This is a genomic window from Halioglobus sp. HI00S01 (assembly GCF_001635445.1).
Lineage (GTDB): Bacteria > Pseudomonadota > Gammaproteobacteria > Pseudomonadales > Halieaceae > Halioglobus > Halioglobus japonicus.
The window spans coordinates 37,632-59,105 of the sequence record NZ_LWEE01000413.1 but is presented as its reverse complement, the minus strand read 5'-3'; the positions used below and the strand labels follow the sequence as shown (position 1 = coordinate 59,105).

The 21,474-nt window shown below is 57.4% G+C and carries 16 protein-coding genes and 2 tRNA genes; all 18 read right to left on the bottom strand.

Annotation, left to right across the window (positions count from 1 at the left end):
* Positions 1-15: 15 nt before the first annotated feature.
* Positions 16-1,746 carry a tetratricopeptide repeat protein gene (locus tag A3709_RS22200; RefSeq protein WP_066059881.1) on the bottom strand — a complete coding sequence of 577 codons (1,731 nt, stop codon included), beginning with the start codon at positions 1,744-1,746 and terminating at the stop codon, positions 16-18.
* Between the two features lie 144 nt (positions 1,747-1,890).
* Positions 1,891-4,014 (bottom strand): polyribonucleotide nucleotidyltransferase, encoded by a 2,124-nt coding sequence (pnp, locus tag A3709_RS22195; RefSeq protein ID WP_066059879.1) that lies wholly within the window; start codon positions 4,012-4,014, stop codon positions 1,891-1,893.
* Between the two features lie 60 nt (positions 4,015-4,074).
* A complete protein-coding gene (gene rpsO, locus A3709_RS22190; protein WP_066059875.1) occupies positions 4,075-4,344 on the bottom strand; it encodes a 30S ribosomal protein S15 in 270 nt (89 codons plus the stop codon).
* 263 nt (positions 4,345-4,607) lie between these two features.
* A complete protein-coding gene (gene truB, locus A3709_RS22185) occupies positions 4,608-5,537 on the bottom strand; it encodes a tRNA pseudouridine(55) synthase TruB (protein WP_066059873.1) in 930 nt (309 codons plus the stop codon).
* Between the two features lie 3 nt (positions 5,538-5,540).
* Positions 5,541-5,936, bottom strand: coding sequence for a 30S ribosome-binding factor RbfA (gene rbfA / locus A3709_RS22180; RefSeq protein WP_066059871.1), 396 nt, complete (start codon positions 5,934-5,936; stop codon positions 5,541-5,543).
* Positions 5,937-5,954: 18 nt separating this feature from the next.
* Positions 5,955-8,669: a translation initiation factor IF-2 gene (infB, locus tag A3709_RS22175; RefSeq protein ID WP_066059870.1), complete on the bottom strand. Its 2,715-nt coding sequence runs from the start codon at positions 8,667-8,669 to the stop codon at positions 5,955-5,957.
* A gap of 48 nt (positions 8,670-8,717) precedes the next feature.
* Positions 8,718-10,211, bottom strand: a complete 1,494-nt coding sequence (gene nusA, locus A3709_RS22170) for a transcription termination factor NusA (RefSeq protein WP_066059868.1) — start codon at positions 10,209-10,211, stop codon at positions 8,718-8,720.
* A gap of 27 nt (positions 10,212-10,238) precedes the next feature.
* Positions 10,239-10,694: a ribosome maturation factor RimP gene (gene rimP, locus A3709_RS22165; protein ID WP_066059866.1), complete on the bottom strand. Its 456-nt coding sequence runs from the start codon at positions 10,692-10,694 to the stop codon at positions 10,239-10,241.
* Between the two features lie 120 nt (positions 10,695-10,814).
* Positions 10,815-10,891 (bottom strand) — tRNA-Met (locus tag A3709_RS22160).
* A gap of 165 nt (positions 10,892-11,056) precedes the next feature.
* Entirely contained in the window at positions 11,057-12,052 is a 996-nt protein-coding gene (locus tag A3709_RS22155) for an MDR family oxidoreductase (RefSeq protein ID WP_066059864.1), read from the bottom strand.
* Between the two features lie 119 nt (positions 12,053-12,171).
* The gene (locus A3709_RS22150) at positions 12,172-13,266 is read right to left on the bottom strand and encodes a hypothetical protein (protein WP_156507910.1); all 1,095 of its coding nucleotides are present in this window, start codon (positions 13,264-13,266) and stop codon (positions 12,172-12,174) included.
* A 4-nt stretch (positions 13,267-13,270) separates the two neighbouring features.
* On the bottom strand, positions 13,271-15,277 hold the full coding sequence (locus A3709_RS22145) for a pre-peptidase C-terminal domain-containing protein (protein WP_066059861.1): 2,007 nt from the start codon (positions 15,275-15,277) through the stop codon (positions 13,271-13,273).
* 674 nt (positions 15,278-15,951) lie between these two features.
* Positions 15,952-16,037: transfer RNA gene (locus A3709_RS22140), tRNA-Leu, on the bottom strand.
* 8 nt (positions 16,038-16,045) lie between these two features.
* Positions 16,046-16,438 (bottom strand): preprotein translocase subunit SecG, encoded by a 393-nt coding sequence (gene secG / locus A3709_RS22135; RefSeq protein WP_066059858.1) that lies wholly within the window; start codon positions 16,436-16,438, stop codon positions 16,046-16,048.
* A gap of 45 nt (positions 16,439-16,483) precedes the next feature.
* Positions 16,484-17,224 (bottom strand): triose-phosphate isomerase, encoded by a 741-nt coding sequence (tpiA, locus tag A3709_RS22130; RefSeq protein WP_066059856.1) that lies wholly within the window; start codon positions 17,222-17,224, stop codon positions 16,484-16,486.
* 64 nt (positions 17,225-17,288) lie between these two features.
* A complete protein-coding gene (glmM, locus tag A3709_RS22125; protein WP_066059854.1) occupies positions 17,289-18,635 on the bottom strand; it encodes a phosphoglucosamine mutase in 1,347 nt (448 codons plus the stop codon).
* On the bottom strand, positions 18,628-19,458 hold the full coding sequence (gene folP, locus A3709_RS22120) for a dihydropteroate synthase (protein WP_369795178.1): 831 nt from the start codon (positions 19,456-19,458) through the stop codon (positions 18,628-18,630). The genes glmM and folP overlap by 8 nt, the downstream gene beginning before the upstream one ends.
* A 60-nt stretch (positions 19,459-19,518) precedes the next feature.
* Positions 19,519-21,453, bottom strand: a complete 1,935-nt coding sequence (gene ftsH, locus A3709_RS22115; RefSeq protein WP_066059949.1) for an ATP-dependent zinc metalloprotease FtsH — start codon at positions 21,451-21,453, stop codon at positions 19,519-19,521.
* Between the last annotated feature and the right edge of the window lie 21 nt (positions 21,454-21,474).

Below are 21,474 nucleotides of genomic sequence, written 5' to 3'. Positions count from 1 at the left end.
GTTAGCCCCCTATCCTTACACCCGCGATAAAAGTTTCTGTTCGAAATCTGCCGTGTAGCTCGCCGCACTCGTGAGCGGGCTCCCGACCATTTTCGGCCGCAGCCCCTGGCGCAGGGCCAGAAGTTCTTCGCGATGCTCTGACCAATATTGTCCCAGGCGGACGAACTCTTCCTCATCACTGGCAGTAAAGCCTTCTATTTCCAGGCTCGCCAACATCCCGGCGGTCTGGCGACTGATGATGCGCTCGCCGAGCAAGGTGAGCACGGGCGTGCCCATCCACAGGGATTCACAGGTGGTCAATCCGCCGTTATAGGGAAAGGTATCCAGAGCAATATCGATGTCGCCATATTCGGCAAACATCTCGGCGTGGGGTGAGATTCCACGAAACTCGATGCGTTCAGCCCCGATACCGTGCTCTGCAAAGCGCTCCAGGAACACCGTCTGGGAATCCGCCTCACCAAATGCTGAGCCCTTTAGAACCAACCTCGATCCCGGTACGCCATTCAGCAGCGCGCACCAAGTGGCGATCACGTGGGGCACCATCTTGTGGTGTCGGTTAAAGGAGCCGAAAACGAGAGGCGCATCCATTGCCGTATTGAATACCGGCTCAGGCGCATAGTCAGGCGCCTCATAGACCAGTCGCGGCTGATCCAATAACAGCAATTCCTCGGTGAATTGCTGAGCGCTATCGGGTGGCGAGGAAAACGCATCACTGACGTAATAGTCCATCGTATCCAGACCAGTGGTGTCGAAGTAGTCGAGCATTGACACCTGCACGGGCGCTGGCTTCCGGGCCATAATGCCAATGCGGTTCTCCGGAGCGTGGCCGGCAAGATCAACCAGCACGTCGATACCATCGTCGACAATCCGCTGGGCAGCGGCCTGATCAGACAGTTTACCCACGTCTATCCAGGCATCAGCGCGCTCCCTGAAGTACTCTGTCAGTTCATCTGTGCGGGGAGTGACATTGTAGAGGTACACTTCGAAACGCTCGCGGTCATGATGATCAAACAAAGGTTTAAAAAAGTACCCGACAATCTCCCGGGAGAAGCGCGGAGAGAGATAACCAATGCGAATTTTCTTACCCGAATCAATGGTGCGATTCTGCTCCAGCCGAGGATTGGCTTTGCTTATCGCTACTGCGAGTTGCCGGTGCATATTGAACAGCAGCTGGTGATCGGACTGCGAGAACATGTGCATGCTGAGCAGTATCTGGCTCATGGTCGCCAAGTCGACATTGGCTGCGCCAAACACCTTCAGGTAGCTTTCAACAGCTTCCGCAGAACGACCCAGATCACGCAGCGTATGGCCGCGGTTCGGATACACAATCAACAGATCAGGATTGATTTTCAGGGCCCGATTAAAGGCCTCCAGTGCTTCGGTCTTACGCCCGGCAATGCTCAGCGCCGTACCGTAGTTGTAAAAGTAATTGGGGTCATTGGGGCGCGCCTTGATCGCGCGCGCCATTAGCGCGCAGGCATTGTCATAGTCGTTCGCCCGCATGGCCACTGACGCAGCCAGGGTAATCACCTCTGGCGACGCCTTGGTCTTTTCCAGCAGGGGCTGCAGCACCTTGGACGCGCGCGCAGTGTCGCCCAGATCCAGCGCTGTCTTGGCGATCTTGATGACGTCATTATTGGAGATTGTCTCCTGACCTGCGTTTTCAAATTCTCCGCCGGCGAGGCAGCAACGCTTGTATTTTTTTCCACTTCCGCACGGACACGGAGCGTTTCTAGAAGGCGGCATCCCGCAACCTGATGTATCCCTGGAACAAGGCTATTTTGTAATTCATTTCACGCGTGATTGCGAGCAAAAGCTGGGCAAGCAGGCACCGTAAGACATAAAAAAGGGCGTGCTATGCACGCCCTTTCGTAAACTTGCTGACTGCGCTTAGTCTTCGGCAGCGTCTTCAGCAGAATCTTCGACAGCCTCATCTTCCAGCAATTCCTTGATGGAGAGCTTGATGCGGCCGCGCTGGTCTACGTCTAGTACTTTCACCTGTACTTCCTGACCTTCGCTCAGGTGGTCAGATACATTCTCCACACGCTCATTGGCGATCTGAGAGATGTGTACCAGGCCATCTTTGCCAGGCAGGATAGTAACGAACGCACCGAAATCAACGATGCGGGCAACAGTACCGGTGTAAACCGCACCGACTTCTGCTTCAGCAGTAATCTCTTCGACCATGGCTACCGCCTTGTCGCGAGCTTCCTGATTCTGGCCGAAGATCTTCACAGTGCCGTCGTCGTCGATGTCGACAGTAGCGCCCGATTCTTCGGTAATGGAGCGGATAGTCGCGCCACCTTTGCCGATTACGTCGCGGATCTTGTCGGAGTCGATCTTCAGGGTCACCATAGAAGGCGCGTTAGGTGAAGTCACCTGGCGACCTTCAGAGATCACTTCGTTCATCTGGCCCAGGATGTGCAGACGTGCCTGCTGTGCCTGTTCCAAAGCGGTTTCCATGATCTGGGCAGTGATACCTTCGATCTTGATGTCCATCTGCAGCGCAGTAACACCTTCAGAGGTACCGGCTACTTTGAAGTCCATGTCGCCCAGGTGATCCTCGTCACCCAGGATATCGGTCAGTACGGCAAACTGATTGCCGTCTTTCACCAGGCCCATCGCAATACCTGCTACCGGCGCCTTCAGAGGTACGCCAGCCGCCATCAGCGACATAGAACCGACACAGACGGAAGCCATAGAGCTGGAACCGTTGGATTCAGTGATCTCGGATACAACGCGAACGGTGTAGGGGAATTCTTCTTCACCGGGAAGTACTGCAGCCAGACCGCGACGTGCCAGACGGCCATGACCAATCTCACGACGGCTGGTAAAGCCTACACGACCCGCTTCACCCACTGAGTAGGGAGGGAAGTTGTAGTGCAGCATGAACGGATCGCGACGCTCGCCTTCCAGCGCGTCGATGATCTGTGCATCGCGAGTGGAGCCGAGGGTAACGGCACCGATGGCCTGGGTTTCACCACGGGTAAACAGCGCAGAACCGTGAACCTTGGACAGTACGTCAACTTCACAGGCAATCGCGCGAACAGTACGGGTGTCGCGACCATCGATGCGGGGCTCGCCCGCCAGGATGCGCTTGCGCACCAGGTTCTTTTCGATCTTCTTGAACAGCTCCTTCACTTCGTCAGCTGAGGGACCTTCTTCAGTGACCAGTGCTTCTACCGCCGCGTCGCGAATTTCGCCGACGCGAGCGTAGCGCTCAGACTTCTCGGTGATGCGGTAGGCATCGCCCAGATCTGCTTTCACCTGGTTTTCAACGGCAGTCAGCAACTCTTCGTTCACAGCAGGCGCCTGCCACTCCCACTTGGGCTTGCCAGCTTCAGCGGCCAGTTCGTTGATCGCCTGGATCACGGTCTGCATTTCCTGGTGGGCGTAAAGTACCGCACCCAACATCTGGTCTTCGGTCAGCTCTTTGGCTTCCGATTCAACCATGAGCACCGCGTCTGTAGTACCGGCAACCACCATGTCCAGCTTGCTTTCAGCCAGCTGTTCGTAAGTGGGGTTGAGCATGTAGCCCGTGTCTTCGCTAAAGCCAACACGCGCACCGCCGATGGGGCCGTTGAACGGCGCACCGGAGATCGCCAGCGCAGCCGAGGTACCGATCATCGCGGGGATGTCAGGGTCGATGCTGCTGTCTGCGGACATAACAGTGCAGACAACCTGTACTTCATTCATAAAGCCGTCGGGGAACAACGGACGAATCGGGCGGTCGATCAAGCGGGACGTCAGAGTCTCTTTCTCGCTGGGACGTGCTTCACGCTTGAAGAAGCCGCCGGGGATTTTGCCTACAGAGTAGGTTTTCTCAACGTAGTGGACAGCCAGGGGGAAGAAGTCGCGACCTTCGCGCTGGGTCTTCTCCGCGACAACGGTACACAGTACTGAGGTATTCTCGACGGTCACCAGAACCGAACCAGTCGCCTGACGGGCGATGCGGCCGGTTTCCAGAGTGACGGTCTGTCCACCGTACTGGAAAGTCTTAGTTACAGGATTCACTTTTTTCTCCAATTCCAAATATGACAACCGGGGCCCCTTGGCCCCGGAAGTGGGTAATGCTTAGCGACGCAGACCGAGTCGTTTGATCAGGTCAGTGTAGCGCGCTGCATCTTTGCGCTTGAGGTAATCCAGCAATTTACGACGCTGGTTTACCATGCGGATCAGGCCGCGGCGGGAGTGGTGGTCGTGCTTGTGCGACTTGAAGTGCCCCTGGAGCTGCTCGATGTTTGCAGTGAGCAGAGCTACCTGTACTTCCGGGGAACCAGTGTCGCCTTCGCCTACCTGGTACTCATTTACGATTGCTGCTTTCTGTTCAGCGTTCAAAGCCATTTTCTATTCCTCTTGAATAATCTGCCTCAGGTGGCGAACCACCCTTCCTATAAAAAGAGCCTGTCCGTGCAGATTAACAGACAGGTTCGCGTTGCCCTCAGTGGGCAACTATCTACCAAGCACCGCAATCGGCGTCCTGCCTGATGCGCTGCACGCCCTGAAAATGCTGGCGAAACCGCGTGGGCTTTCTTGCAACTTCAGGGCTTTCATTGGCCTAAGGCCAATGCCGGCGCATCCTTGCCCCGGGTGGTGAGCTGACAATATTATTGTGCGGCCACCACTAGACGACGCGGCGCCACGCGCCCATCGTCCAATATCTCTCCAATGCCCAAAAACTCACCGGTTTCCAGAGCGACGCGCACCATACCATCACAGGGCGCGTTTGGCACCATGACCGGTTGGCCCTGGCGCATGTAATATCCACTGGACTCACTCAGCCGCACCAGCGGCATGGCCTCCAATGCGGCATCGGCCGGCATAAGCAGCTCGTCCATTTGCCGCAGCTCCTCATTCTCCTTGAGGGCTTCCAGCGTCTGCAACGTCACACTGTCATCCAGTGTGAACGGTCCTGCCTTGGTGCGACGCAGTGCGCTGACAAACGCACCACACTCAAGAGCCTTACCCAGGTCTTCGGCGATCGAGCGTACATAGGTACCCTTGGTACACTCGATATAAACATCCACTTCAGGCGCTGCACCGGGTCTGAATTCACGGAGCTCCAGCTGTTTGATTACCACCCGACGCGACTTACGCTCCACCTCGATCCCCTGACGCGCCAGCTTGTAAAGCGGCTGCCCGTCCTTCTTCAGGGCCGAGTACATCGAGGGGACCTGTTCGATCTCACCTCGAAACTGTTCCAATGCTGTCGCCACATCGCACTCACTAATGTGGCTGGCATCCATTTGCTCAAATATTTCGCCATCGGCATCGCCACTGGCGGTTGCGGTGCCCAGCGTAAACGTACTGGTATAGGCCTTGTCTGCATCCAGCAAATACTGGGAAAACTTGGTGGCCTCACCAAAGCACAGGGGTAATACCCCTGTCGCCAGCGGATCTAGGCTACCTGTGTGCCCGGCCTTGGCGGCGAAATACAAATGTTTGGCCGTTTGCAGCGCTCGGTTGGAACTCAGCCCCAGGGGCTTATCCAAAACCAGAATGCCATCAATCGGTCTGCCACGGCGGCGCCTTGCCACCGTTTACTGCTCCCCTTCGCCATCGCGCAAGCCGAGCTCTTCGTCAGCTTTGGCAGCGCGCTGGATCAGGTCTTCCAGATGTCGGCCACGGCCCACACTGGAATCGAAATAAAATCGCAGTGAAGGCAGGCGGCGCATGCTGCTATCGCGGGACAGCTGACTGCGCAAAAAGCCTGCAGCGCGGTTCAGTGCCTCGGTAGTCTCCTCTGCCTCTGTCGAGGAATTGGAATCCATCGAAGTATAGTAGACCCGGGCGTGACCGAGGTCCTTGCTGACATCGACGCCCGTGATGCTGACCATACCCACCCTGGGGTCGCGCACTTCGTGCTGGATCAGCGCCGCCAGTTCCCGCTGCAGATAATCTGCAACGCGCTGGGTTCTGGCGTATTCCTTGGCCATGACAGCTGCGGCACTCGCTTACAGCGAGCGCGCAATCTCCTTCACTTCGTACACTTCAATCTGGTCGCCGACCTTCACGTCTGTGTAGTTCTTCACGCCGATACCACATTCCATGCCATTACGGACTTCATTAGCGTCGTCCTTGAAGCGGCGCAGGGATTCCAGCTCACCTTCATAAATCACCACGCTGTCGCGCAGTACGCGGATGGGCTTGGAACGGTAAACGGTACCTTCGGTGACCATGCAGCCAGCGATCTGGCCAAACTTCGGCGAACGGAACACATCGCGCACTTCGGCAATACCCACGATTTCTTCGCGCAATTCCGGTGCCAGCATGCCTGACAGGGCCGACTTCACATCGTCCAGCAGGTCGTAGATGACATTGTAGTAACGCAGGTCGACGCCTTCGTTCTCAACCACTTTACGGGCCGAGGCATCGGCACGGACGTTGAAGCCAAACATGACTGCATTGGAGGTAATCGCCAGAGTAACGTCAGTTTCGGTAATACCACCGACACCGCCCGATACAATGTTTACCTGTACCTCGTCGTTGCCAAGGTCGAGCAGTGAAGCCTGGATCGCTTCCAGGGATCCGCGCACGTCGGCCTTGACCACCACGTTGAGGGTCTTGCGATCGCCGGCACCCATAGCTTCAAACATATTATCCAGCTTGGCCGCCTGCTGACGGGCCAACTTGGTATCGCGGCTTTTCTCCTGACGGAAGTCGGCCAGCTCACGCGCCTGGCGCTCGTTCTCTACCGCGGCGAACTGATCACCGGCGTCCGGTGTGCCATCGAGGCCGAGAATCTCGACCGGAATACTCGGGCCGGCCTCTTTAATGGGCTGCCCGTTTTCGTCGAGCATGGCGCGCACGCGGCCATATTGCAGGCCAGCCAGGACGATGTCGCCCTGACGCAGGGTGCCGCTCTGCACCAGCAGTGACGCCACCGAACCACGGCCCTTATCAAGGCGTGACTCGATCACAATACCCTGGGCAGGCACGTCGCGCGCAGCGGTCAATTCGAGCATCTCAGACTGCAGCAATACCGCGTCGAGAAGTTCGCTAATACCTTCACCGGTCAGCGCAGATACGGGGATAAACTGGACATCGCCACCCCAGTCTTCAGGGATAACATCTTTCGCTGCCAGCTCATTCTTAACGCGATCGGGGTCGGCGCCCTCTTTGTCCATCTTGTTCACGGCAACAATGAGAGGCACTTCAGCTGCGCGAGCATGGTTCACCGCTTCTTCAGTCTGGGGCATAACGCCGTCGTCTGCCGCCACGACCAGAATCACGATGTCAGTACTCTTGGCACCGCGGGCACGCATCGCGGTAAACGCGGCGTGGCCAGGAGTGTCGAGGAACGAGATCATGCCGTGATCGGTTTCTACGTGGTATGCACCGATATGCTGGGTAATACCACCGGCCTCGCCAGAGGCAACATGGCTCTTGCGGATATAGTCGAGCAGCGAAGTCTTACCGTGGTCGACGTGACCCATAACAGTAACCACAGGCGCGCGAGACTCCTCGGTACCTTCGTGCTGAGCCAGGGATTCTTCCAGGCTCTCTTCCAGAGCTTCAGAACTAACAGCTTTAACGCTGTGGCCCAATTCCTCGACGACCAGCGTGGCAGTGTCCTGGTCAATCATCTGGTTGATGGTCGCCATCACACCAAGCCCCATAAGCTGCTTGATGACTTCACCGGCCTTGATCGACATCTGCGCGGCGAGATCGCCCACAGAGATCATTTCGCCCACTTCTACTTCTACGGCTTTCTTCGCGGTGGGGAGCTCAAAGCCGTGCTTGGAATGCTCCTCGTGGGCAGCTTTCAGCTTCTTGCGGCCGCGACGGCGACCCATGCCGGACTCAGCCCGGTCCAGATCTGACAGCGAGAGATTGTGTCCGCGCTGCTTACCGCGACCCTGGGGCGCATTCCGATCAGGGCGTGCATGCGGCTTCTTCTTGCGATCCACGGTCGTTGTGGTGGGTGCATCGTGCAGACGCTTGGGACGCTTGGTAGCGTCTTTTGAGGCCGCTTCCTTGGCCTTGGCAGCAGCTTCGGCTTTCTTGCGCTCTTCTTCTGCTTTCTTTGCTTCCAGTGCAGCCTTGCGGGCGGCAGCTTGTTCAGCTTCCTGCTTCTTGCGGCGCGCGGCAGCGCGCTGACGCAAAACTTCAGGATCAATATTGGCGGGGTCTTCCTCAACCTCGGCGTCTTCAGCCGGGGCTGCAGCCTCTGCTGCAGCTGCTTCGGCTTCTGCTTCGGCGGCTTCGGCTTCTGCAGCCGCTGCCTCTGCGGCAGCTTTCTCAGCAGCCTCAGCGGCTTCGGCCGCGGCGGCTTCAGCCGCAGCAGCTTCCTCTGCAGCCTTCTCGACCGCTACTGCTTCTTCGGCCGCTGCCTCTGCTGCGGCAGCCGCTTCGGCTTCAATCTCTGCCGGGTCACGCTTCACATAAGTACGCTTCTTGCGCACCTCAACGGCCACGGTCTTTTTGCCTTGTGAGCCGGATGTCTTCAGCGTGCTCAGCGTTTTACGCTTCAGCGTAATGCGCTTGGGCGCATCGGTGGACTCACCGTGGCTGCGCTTTAAAAAGGCAAGCAGCGTCTGCTTGTCTTCATCTGAGACAGCCTCCGCGGCGTCAGTATGGGGCAGGCCGGCTTCCTTCATCTGCGTAAGCAGACGCTCGGTGGATGCTCCCACGACTTCTGCGAGTTGCTGTACTGTCACTTGCGCCATGCAATCTTCTCCTCGATACCCTGTATATGCTTGCTCGTGTCTACCGGATTACTCACCGGCCTCGGCAAACCAGGGTGCGCGTGCAGTCATGATCAACTCACCTGCACGCTCCTCTGTCATATCTTCAATGTCTGCAATGTCTTCCACGCCCTGCTCGGCGAGGTCTTCCATGGTCACGATGCCACGGCTGGCCAGGATAAAGGCCAGATGACGGTCCATGCCGTCCATGGTCAGCAGATCTTCCGCGGGCTCAACTGCGCCCAGCTGCTCTTCAGAAGCAATCGCCTGAGTCAGCAGTGCGTCCTTGGCACGCGCGCGAAGCTCTTCGGCGATGTCTTCGTCAAAGCCCTCGATAGCGGTCATTTCTTCAAGCGGCACGTAAGCCACTTCCTCGAGCGTGGTAAAGCCTTCTTCCACCAGGATTTCGGCGACTTCCTCGTCAACGTCTAGCTGCTGGCAGAACACACCAATCACCTGGCCTGCTTCCGCCTCGTGCTTCTCAGCGGCCTCTTCCAGGCTCATAACGTTAATGGTCCACTGTGTCAGCTCGCTCGCGAGGCGAACGTTCTGCCCTGAGCGACCTATCGCCTGGGCCAGGTTGTCTTCCGATACGGCGACGTCCATGGTGCCGGAGTCTTCATCGACAACAATGGATTCCACCTCGGCGGGTGCCATGGCATTAATCACCAGTTGCGCTGGGTTGTCGTCCCACAGCACGATATCGACGCGCTCGTTGTCCAGTTCGTTGGATACCGCCTGAACACGCGAGCCGCGCATACCGACACAGGCTCCGACAGGATCGATGCGCTGGTCGTTGGTTTTAACCGCGATCTTGGCGCGTGAACCCGGATCACGGGCCGCTGCGCGAATCTGAATCACTTCTTCGGAAATTTCCGGCACTTCGATCTTGAACAGCTCGATCAGCATCTCAGGGCAGGCGCGGCTCAGGATCAGCTGCGGGCCACGCGATTCTGTGCTGATTTCCTTGAGAATGGCGCGGACACGATCATTGACGCGAAACGTCTCACGGCCCACGAGCTGATCGCGGGGCAACAGGCCCTCTGCGTTGTTGCCCAGGTCTACGATGACGTTATCGCGGGTCACTTTCTTCACGCTGCCGGCAACCAATTCGCCGACCCGATCCATGTATTGCTCAACCACCTGGGCGCGCTCGGCATCACGGACACGCTGCACGATCACCTGTTTGGCAGTCTGCGCGGCAATGCGGCCAAAACCGACGTTCTCGACCACTTCTTCGTAGATGTCACCGGGAACCAGGGAGGTATCTTTCTCCGCGGCTTCTTCAGTGGTGAACTGGGTACCCAGCAGCGCCAGTTCCTCGTCGGGAACCACCAGCCAGCGACGCTTGGTGACGTAGTCGCCGGTAGCGCGGTCGATAGCGACCTCGATATCGGACTCTTCGTCGTAGCGCTTCTTGGTAGCCGTTGCCAACGCCAGCTCAATCGCCTCGAAGATAATGTCCTCGGACACGCCCTTCTCGTTGGAGACAGCCTCCGCTACCAGCAGAATTTCCTTTGTCATCTCTAGCCTCGCCAGTTCAATGCCGCGTTATACGCGGGGTTGTACACGCGCTTTTTCAATCGCGCTGTGGGGCAGCAGGTATTCGTGATCGTCTACATGGACAACCACATCCTCGCCCTCGGTCCCTTTTAGAATGCCTGTAAACTTGCGCCGTCCTTCATAGGCCGTGCGCAAGCGAATTTCTATCATCTCACCGACATACGCCGAGTACTGCTCGAGCTTGAACAGCAACCGATCCATGCCGGGTGAGGACACTTCCAGGGTGTACTCCCCCGTAATTGGGTCCTCAACATCCAGTACGCTGCTGACCTGCTCACTCACAGCGGCACAGTGATCAACAGAGATACCGTCTTCGTGCTCGATGTATACGCGCAGCAGGGTATGCCTGCCCTGAGACAGATACTCCAGCCCCCACAGCTCGAAGCCCATCGCTTCCACTGTCGGTGCCAGTAACTCCTCAATCTGTTGCGCTTTGCTCGCCATCGGGCCTCTCTCAAATTCAGAAAAAGCCCCAGGCAGGAGCTTTTTTCCACAAACGAAAAAGCCCCTAAAAAGGGGCTTTTTCGTCACGGTGCCAAAATAATTGGAGCTGGCACCATGTATTGGTAGCGGGGGCCGGATTTGAACCGACGACCTTCGGGTTATGAGCCCGACGAGCTACCAGGCTGCTCCACCCCGCATCAAAACTGTCTCGCTGTGAAAGCCCCTCGGCAATCACAATCAGGGCGGGCTCGTCATCCCGCCCCAAATTCGAGGCTGTGCATTATAGGTATCGACCCTACCCGGGTCAACCGGATTTCGGACTCTTTTTCAGGGTATTTTTGCCGGCGGCAATTGGCCAAAAATCAGGCATTTACGTCCACGATCAGACGCCCCGCCACCTCGCCCGCCAGGATGCTGGGCGCGAGCTCCAAAAGGCCGCTCATTGGCACTGTCGCGGACAGCGATGCCAGGTGCTCACGGCTCATGGTTTCAGCCAATGCATCCCATGCCCGCTGCCTGCGCGTCTGTGAGGCCATGACCGAATCTATGCCCCGTAATGTGACCCCGCGGAGGATAAAGGGCATCACTGAACTGGACAGTCCTGCCCCTCCAGCTAACCCGCAGGCTGTGACCACACCCTCGTAGCGGGTCTGGGCAATTGCTGTGGCCAACACCTTATCACCCACAGTGTCGACCACACCGGCCCAGAGCTCCTTTTCGAGAGGTTTGCTGTCGCGAGCATGATCCTGCCGTGGCACCAGGGCACTCGCGCCGAGACCGCGCAGGAAATCACCCTGCGCCTCCACCCGGCCGGTGCTGGCATGCACCTCGTAACCCAGNCCCGCCAGCAGCGATACCGCTACCGAGCCAACGCCGCCGGCTGCCCCCGTCACGAGGATCGGACCGTCTTCCGGGGTCACCCCCTGATCCTGCAAGCCCTGTACGCAAAGCATGGAGGTGTATCCGGCGGTCCCCAGTGCCATGGTGTCACTCAGGCTCATGCTATCAGGCACCCGCACAATCCAATCGGGATTCAACCGCTGCCGCTGGCTATAGCCGCCATTGTGCACCTCAGACAGGCCATACCCGTTCACCAATATCTTGTCACCGGCAGAGAACGCAGGATCAGCAGATTCGAGCACGGTACCGGCAAGATCAATGCCGCAAATCAGCGGCAGCTTACGGCAAATCGGTGCTGCGCCTGTCAGCGCCAGGCCGTCCTTGTAATTGATAGTGGAATAGGCGACTTCAACCAGAACAGGCAAATCGGGCAAATCCGCGTCACTGATCTGTTTCAGGCTGGCAACCGCCTTGCCCTCAACGTCTTCCGCCACAAGAGCATTGAATGTATTAGTCATTGGTAGAGTCCCGCGATTATCTGTGCGCTGCGCGCCTGGCAGCCGCAGACTAGCACAGATTCAGGTGGTGACGGGGGAGAGTCCAGCTTGCAGGGGAACGTTAATCCCTGACGCTGGTATCAATTAATGCTGTCGAGATAACCCTGCACAAGCGGCGAATCAAACTTTTGTCTATCCACCAGTGGTGCAAGATCTGCGGCGGCCATCCCGGTGTTTACAGCGAGAAATTCCTCTACGGTGTCTACGACCAGGGTATACCCCTCGTCCGGCACCGTCGCCGACCAGGTAACAATGACCTCAAGCCCCTCAACACCGCCGATACTCACTACAGCATTGCGACTCGCCTCTGCCATAGCGGGATTTTCCCGATCCAGCATATAGGGCGCCAGATCAACGGTAAGTTCAGGGGACTTCAACTGCTCCATCGCGGCAGTTACCGCCTGCTGGCGACCGGCAATGGAACCGTCAGAAATGGCAGGGTCAGCCGCCAGAATGTTAGAGAAGAACGGCAGCGCTCCCGGGTCATTTAGTGACGCCAACGTATTCGCAACCGAGGAGAACAGCTCAGGGGTCGTCTGCCGCTCCAAATGCACGCCGAGTGTCTCTGCCAGTTTGGCGCGTTCGACGGGCTCCCAGGGCAAGCTCGCATAGCTCTGCAACATACTGTCTACAGACTCAACTGCGAAATCAGGAGCATCCGCGCCACGATAGGTTTCGAGCCAGTCCATCACGGTTGTGAGAGACTCCAAAGTCTGGGCCTGGGCTAGAATATCAACCAATTGTTCGATGGCGTCAGAATTATAAGACTCCGACGCCAGCAACTCACCCAACGCCTGATAGTGGGCAATGTCTGGTTCAGCCTGCAGCAAAAAAACCATGTCGGCGACTAGCTCGTCAGATAGCGAACCCGACGATCGAAACGACAGTTCAGCCTGATGGATTAAATCATCCCATTCAATCACGCCAAACTGGTCCAGCGATTTGACTTCGAATCCATCACCCTGACTGCCGCTCGGCACAGGCGCAAACTCCTCGATTATCGGTGCATCAGGCTTTGAGTGGATAGAACTCTCAGCATCTGCGGCCAGTACAGCGCCGCGCACCGCTTCACGTTCATCACCACTTTGTTCGCCAAGAGAAAGCCATAGACCGCCCGCCGCTGCGACCACCACTACCGCGGCAGTAGCCGCTAATTTTCCAGATGTCATTGCCATGACGCTATTCGCAAACCAGCGTACGACTCAGCGAGTTGCCATCCTCACAGGTGATACAACAATCGGTACAGCCAGAGTTGTCATTAATGCCGACGCCCCAGGTAAAGTACTGATCGCTACTCTCGGCACCGTAACAGACCAGGCCGCCAGTCTCACAGCTGAGATAAGAAGTGTAAGTCTGATTGAGGGCTGACGTGTAATACACCCCTCCGCCAGCGGGCCACCTGAGGTTGTTGTCCCGATCGAAAAAGCGATAGTTAATCCGGTACCCGTCGTTACAACCATCGGCAATATCAAACCTGATAGACGATGTGCCGCTGTTACCGCCGCCACCAAACGGGCGAGTAGCCTGAACCGAGAAGCTCGCACTGCGGTACCCAAACACGCCTATATATACGTATTGGTTGGCGCTTCCGAGATTTACCGTGCACTCGTCAGCAGCGGTGCTGCCTCTGGCGGATACGCAGTCATTGACCTCTAGCGTAGGATAATCGCCGGCGCGCACATATAGATCGGCGTCGTTTGAAAGATTATAGAGACGCACCCTGACATCGCCGGAAGTTCGCAACCGGAAGTACTGCCAACTATCCTGGCTGACGCTACTACTGCGGACCTGATTCATGCTAATAGCGGTAAAATCCGTACTATTCTGCGGAGACTCCACATTAGCGCGCAATGAATATCCAGTTGCTCCCGAAGAGAAGCCCTTGACACCAATAATTGCTGATTGCCCGTTAGACAGGGTTACTGAACAGCTATCCGAAATAGAGCCTGGGTTATTAGATGCGCAACTGTAAGCGGATATGGTGGGATTAGTATTCCCCTTGCGCACATATAGGTCGGCATCCGCGGTTAAGTTATACAGGTCAACGGACAACTCACCAGACCCCGTAATACGATAGTAACGCCAATTGTCCTGAGTCACTGTGTTGCTGACGACCTGTCCGCTGTAGATTTGGGTAGGTGCGCCTGGCTGGAAACTAGGCAGCGTCGCCCTCAGCCGATAGTTAGCCGCCCGGAACCCATATACGCCGATAATAGCGCTCTGGCCGCCGGAAAGCGTGACATTACAGCTATCTGCCTCCGTACCTGCGCGGCTCGACTGGCAATCGAAGTTGGAAGTCGAGGGCGGGTTATTTCCTTTCTTAACATATAGGTCAGCGTCGGCATCCAGATTATCCAGCCGCACGTCGAGCCGGCCTGTACCCGCGATTCGGTAATATCTCCAAGCTCCCTGAGCAACACTGTTGTAAACCGGGACGTCATTGGAGAGCACAGTCGGAGTAAACGTGGTTTCCTGCTTGGCTTTAATGGTAAAGCTGGCCCGGCTCGACTTACCCCGGACACCCACAAAGAGCGTTTGAGGGTTGGGTCCATTGCGCATTCGGCACACTTCTGCAGCGAGTCCAGCGTTATTCGTGAAGCAACTGAAGTTATTGAGGTTCGGCTTACGGCCTCTACGCACGTAGACATCTACATCAGCCGTCATATTGAAAACAGAGATCTTCATATCACCTGCAGCGGTGATTTTATAGAAAGACCAGGAGTTAGCGGCAACATTACCGCGCCGCCCGCGGTTCTCCTGTAGCTGAACCACGGGTTGAATAACCTGGGCTCGGAGCTTGAAACTACTGCTCTGATAGCCTCGAACGCCAATAAAGACGGTTCGACGCTGGTTAAGATTGAGCACACAGGATTCAGCAAGCGTGGACCCGAGATAGGGTCGGCACTGGTACACATTGGCATTTGGCTTGGCGCCGGTTCTCACGTAGAGGTCAACATCGGCGGAGAGCTCAGAAAGATCAACCCGCAGGCGCCCCTGGGCCGTGATTTTGTAGTACTTCCAGCCAGACGTTGAAAATGAGTCGTTGACCGCTCGTCCGGCAGTCAGTACGGTGGCAGCCCCGCTGCCCTGCGCATATGCCAGCTGGGTAGCAAAGAGTTGCACAAACAATAAGAAGAAAACACTGAAGAACAAACGCACTGTTCGTGCGCCAACACTGACATCCATTTCAATCGCCCCTGTTGTATGCGAGCCATTTAGTCAGATAATGCTCGCTAATTTTTTCAAAAATAATAGCAGCAGATTCTGGCGGGTCAAACATTCATCAAAATTCTGTGACCCAGTTTTGATTGAGTACAAATATCAGCACCAGAAAATTCTCATTCACTTCCCTAGCGGCTCACGAGAAATCAACAACTACACTCGGAGGTATTGCCTGCAATCGACAGCACCCGCTATCAAGTCTCAGCTCCTCGAAGAAAGCTGGATCCACACCAGCCGAGTTCCGTAACGACTGAATCAGGGGCCCAACCCAGTCATTGTGCGGCTGTTCACAACCGACCCGCAGACAGACGCTCATAGGATCGCGAGAGCGGCAATAGCGCCGACAATGATCAATCGCAGGAAGAACATCCTTTTACTCCTATTACAACGTAATGCACAAGGCGGCCCATGGATCCTTATGGGCGCAGGCGTAACAGCATGCCACAAAATAGGAGCACCACGCGAATGCGCAACCGCGGTAGTAATAAAAAAAGGCCCCTGAATCAGGAGCCCTTTCTTTTAGATGGTGCCGAAGGCGGGACTTAACGCGCCCGGCCCGGGCCACACGAGTACTACGCGCCAGCGTAGCTGCGGTAGCAATAAAAAAGGGCCCCTGAATAGGAGCCCTTTCTTTTAGATGGTGCCGAAGGCGGGACTTGAACCCGCACGAGCATAGCTCACTACCCCCTCAAGATAGCGTGTCTACCAATTCCACCACTTCGGCGTGTCTGTTTAGTTCAGGTCGGGAAGATCCTCTTCGCCTGCTTCCTGTGCCGTTCCCACTGCAGCGGGAAGGTCTTCATCAACCACCGGCAGTTCCTCGGCTGCGGCGGGCTGCTCAGCCTGCATGCTTGCCGCGGGAATTTCAATACCCAAATCGTTGCTGGGCGCTACCGCATTGGTGGCGATCAGGGCCAGACCAAAGCTGGTGGCGAAAAACAGGGTCGTCAGCCAGGCGGTAGCGCGAGTCAGTACATTACCGCTGCCGTCGCTACCGAACAGGGTCTGCGAAGCGCCGGCGCCAAAAGAGGCTCCCATATCCGCACCCTTGCCCTGCTGCAGCATGATCAGGCCAATAATGGCCAGCGCTACCAGGAGGTGTACTACCAAAATAATCTGTTCCATTTCCTCTCAGCCCCAGCGGGCTGCTCCAATCGTTCCGTCAGGCCTTCAGCCTGCGGCCGCGATAATCGCGTTAAAATCTTCGGCCTTCAGAGCCGCGCCGCCCACAAGGGCGCCATCAATGTCATCCTGGGCAAACAGCTCGCCGGCATTACCGGGCTTCACGCTGCCACCGTACAGAATACGCGTCTGCTGCGCATCCACTCCCAGATCCTGCAGTTGCTTGCGAATAAACGCATGCATTTGCTGAGCCTGCTCTGGCGAGGCCGTCAGACCTGTACCAATCGCCCAGACCGGCTCGTAGGCGATGACCAGTCCTGCGGTACCAACGGCACCTTCAAGGCTGCCCCGCAACTGTCTTGCAACCACTGCCTCAGCCTCGCCCGATTCACGCTGGTCGAGTGTCTCACCGACACAGACAATCGGCTTTAAACCTGCCGCCGCTGCCGCCTGCAATTTGGCCGCTATCAACGCATCTGCCTCGGCGTGGTAGCTGCGGCGCTCGGAGTGTCCGAGAATCACCCATTCACAGCCCAGCTCTTTCAGCATCACTGCCGCCACATCTCCGGTATAGGCACCCGGTTCAGCATGCCAGCAATCCTGAGCGCCAACAGCAATAACGCTGTTGGCACAGGCTGCGACAGCCTGGTCCAGGTGCACGTAAGTAGGGCATACCGCGACATCTACAGTCTCAGGGACGCTCTGGGCCATCAAGCCGTTCAGCAACGTGCCGACACTGTCCCGAGAGCCATGCATTTTCCAGTTTCCTGCTACTAGCGGCCTGCGCATGCTCACCCCCGGGTCAAAAAGCGGCGGCAATCTTAACCAAGTTGCCGCGTCGTGGCAAGGCGCTTCATCCCAATACTGCCTCTACTTTTGCAGCAAGCTGAGAGCACAGCCGCTCAACCTCAGCGACATCCTCGCCCTCAACCATGACCCGTATGACAGGCTCGGTTCCGGAGGGGCGCAATAACACCCGGCCCCGCGAGCCCAGCGTTTCCTCAACTTCGGCTACAGCGACACCAATCGCCTCGTGCTCAGAGAGATCGACCTTCTGGACAATACGTACGTTAATCATAGTCTGGGGGTATTTCGTCATGCCGGCACGCAACACTGCCAGCGGCTGTCCGGAAGTCTTGATGGCATAGAGCACCTGCAGTGCAGCGACCACACCGTCGCCGGTAGTCGTGATGTCGCTACAGATAATGTGCCCCGATGATTCACCACCCAGGTGCCAGCCTTCCTGCTCCATCAGCGCTTTAACATAGCGATCACCCACCTGGGCCCTGGCGAACTGCAGCCCCTGGTCGCGCAGCGCCACCTCCATACCGAGATTGGACATCAGCGTTCCGACGACGCCCGCGTCCGAGATCCCGGTGGCGAGACGATGGCAGGCGATCACATAGATGAGCTCATCACCATCGACAAAATAGCCATTGGCATCGACGAACAAGACCCGGTCACCATCGCCATCAAAGGCGATACCCAGATCGGCCTGGTCCGCCACCACGCGCTCAGCGAGGGCAGCCATATCGGTGGAACCCACCCCTTCATTGATATTAAAACCGTCCGGTTCGGCGCCCAGGGTGAGCACCTCTGCACCCAGTTCGCTGAAGACGCTGGGAGCAATGTGGTAGGTCGCCCCATGGGCGCAATCCACGGCAATTTTCATGCCCCGAAGGTTAAAGCCCTCTGGCACGGTCGACTTGCAGAATTCAATGTAGCGGCCGGCGGCATCGTCCAGGCGAACCACCTTGCCGATCGCCTTGGAGTCGACGGTCTCCAGCGCCTTATCCAACTCCGCCTCGATCGCCAATTCTGTTTCGTCGGGCAGCTTGGAGCCTCCCGCCGAGAAAAACTTGATCCCGTTATCGTAAAACGGATTGTGTGAGGCGCTGATCACAATGCCGGCATCCGCCGCCTGGGTCTGTGTCATCAGTGCCACCGCAGGGGTCGGCATCGGTCCGAGCAGTTTGACATCCACCCCCGCAGCTACCAGGCCTGCCTCGAGAGCTGACTCGAACATGTAGCCAGACACCCGGGTGTCCTTGCCAATAATTACCGTACAGCGACCGCCACTGGATTGACGCGCAAATACCCTCCCGCTGGCCCAACCCAGCTTGAGCATAAAGTCGGGGGTAATTGCACCACTACCGACAGCGCCGCGGATGCCGTCCGTGCCAAAATATTTTCTAGTCATTCCCTTGCAAACTCCTCAGTGCGGCACACATGGCCAGCGCATCCCAGGTCGGTGCGACATCGTGGGTGCGAACTATTGCCGCCCCGCGCTCTACGGCAAGCACCGCCAGCGCCAGGCTTGCAGGCACCCGCTCGTCCACCTCCCGGTTAATCAACTTGCCGATGAGTGACTTGCGCGACAGGCCCACCAGCATTGGTAAACCTGCCGCCGCTAGGCGTGGCAGGCCTTCCAATAGCGAGAGATTGTGCGCCACGGTCTTGCCAAAACCAAATCCCGGATCCAGCAGTAAACGTTCGCGGGGGATGCCTATCGCCTCACAGGCGGCTACCCGCGCTTCCAAAAAAGCGTCGACTTCATCCACCACGTTGGCGTATGTCGGCGCCGCCTGCATCGTATCCGGCTCGCCCTGCATATGCATCAGGCAGACTGGCAACCCCGTGTCGCGCGCCGCCTCCAGTGCACCCTCGCGCTGTAGCGCCCGCACGTCGTTAATCAAACCGGCACCCCGGGCAGCGGCCTCGGTCATGAGTTGCGGACTACTGGTGTCGATGGATATCACTACGTCAAGTTCAGCGGTAATACGCTCAACCAGTGGTAACACCCGATCCATTTCTTGTTGCGCACTCACCGGCGCTGCNCCCGGGCGCGTTGATTCNCCGCCGATATCCAGTATCGCAGCGCCAGCATCGACCATGTCCCGGGCCCGCTCTATGGCCAGCTCAGGGTCCAGATGATCACCGCGAAACAAGGTACCGCCGTCGGAAAACGAATCGGGCGTGGTGTTGATCACTCCCATTACTAAGGGGCGAGACAAATCGAGCATGCGCCCGGCGCAATCAATCACCGGACGGGAGGGGGTAGATGGGTTCAAGAGAGTGCCGGCTCAGTGTTCGCCGGCGGGGCCACCAATGGTCGGGCCTGTGTCTCGGGAGTCGCCTTCATCGCTCTCAGAGGCTTCGGCGGACGGCGGCGGCGTGTTACCACCCGAATTACCGTCCCAACCTGCGGGCTCACGGGGAGTGCGCCCCGCCATAATATCGTCGATCTGCTCTGAATCGATGGTTTCGTAGGTCATCAAAGCGTCGGCCATCATATGCAGCTTGTCGACGTTCTCTTCGAGGATACGCTCGGAGATGCCGTAGCACTCATCGATGATAGAGCGCACTTCCTCGTCGATCTGCTTGGCAGTTTCGTCGGACAAGGCCTGGTGCTGCTGGCCCGCGCTGCGACCCAGGAAAACCTCTTCACCGCCCTCGTCATACATCAGCGGCCCCATTTTTTCGGACAGACCCCACTTGGTGACCATCTGCCGGGCGATCTGGGTAGCCCGCTCAATGTCATTGGAGGCACCGGTGGTCACACCATCTTTACCCAGGGTCATCTCTTCAGCGATTCGTCCGCCGAACAGACTGCAGATCTGGCTGATGATATGCCTGCGACTGTGGCTGTAGCGATCCTCTTCCGGCAGGAACATGGTCACACCGAGGGCGCGACCCCGGGGAATAATGCTCACCTTGTAGACCGGGTCGTGCTCCGGCACCAGGCGGCCGACAATAGCGTGGCCAGCCTCGTGGTAGGCCGTATTGCGCTTTTCGTCCTCGGACATAACCATGGATTTGCGCTCGGCGCCCATCATGATTTTGTCTTTGGCGAGCTCAAACTGCTGCATACCCACGGTGCGCACGTTGCCGCGCGCCGCAAACAGGGCAGCCTCGTTCACCAAGTTGGCCAGGTCAGCACCTGAAAAACCGGGCGTGCCGCGGGCAATTTTGGCGGGTTCTACATCTTCAGCCAGGGGTACTTTGCGCATGTGTACTTTGAGGATCTGCTCGCGACCGCGGATATCCGGCAGGCCCACAACCACCTGGCGGTCGAAACGCCCCGGGCGCAGAAGCGCAGGGTCAAGCACATCAGGTCGGTTGGTTGCGGCGATAACGATCACGCCGTCATTCATCTCAAACCCGTCCATTTCAACGAGCAGCTGATTCAGGGTCTGCTCGCGCTCATCGTGCCCACCACCGAGACCCGCGCCGCGATGACGACCGACCGCATCGATTTCGTCGATGAAAATAATACAGGGCGATTGCTTTTTGGCCTGGTCGAACATGTCACGCACCCGGGATGCACCGACACCGACGAACATTTCCACAAAGTCCGAACCGGAAATCGAGAAAAACGGCACTTTGGCCTCGCCCGCGATGGCCTTGGCCAGCAGGGTTTTACCGGTACCGGGTTGCCCTACCATCAACACGCCGCGGGGGATGCGGCCACCCAGTTTCTGGAAGCGGCTGGGGTCGCGGAGGAACTCTACCAGTTCCTGGACGTCTTCCTTGGCTTCATCCACGCCAGCGACATCGGCAAAGGTCGTGGAAATCTGGTCTTCCCCCAGCAGCCTGGCCTTACTCTTGCCAAAACTCATCGGGCCGCCACGGCCACCGCCGCCGCCCTGCATCTGGCGCATGAAGAACATGAATACCGCGATGATGATTAGAATCGGGAATGACGCCACCAGCAGCTGAGTCCAGACGCTTTGCTGCTCAGGCTTTTTGCCCTCGACGATCACATCGTGCTCCAACAGATCGTCAATCAGTTTGGGGTCTTCCACCATGGGGCGGATTGTCTCGAAGCGGCTGCCATCGCGACGCTCACCAGAAATGGTAAGGCCGTCAATGGTCACCTTCTGCACCTGGTCGCGCTGGATCTCGGTAATGAAGTCCGAGTACCCGACCTCTTCAGATGTGGCCTGGGGATTGAAGTTGTTGAATACTGACAACAACACTGCGGCTATAACGAGCCACAAAAGTAGATTTTTAACCATATCGCTCAACGATGTTTCCTG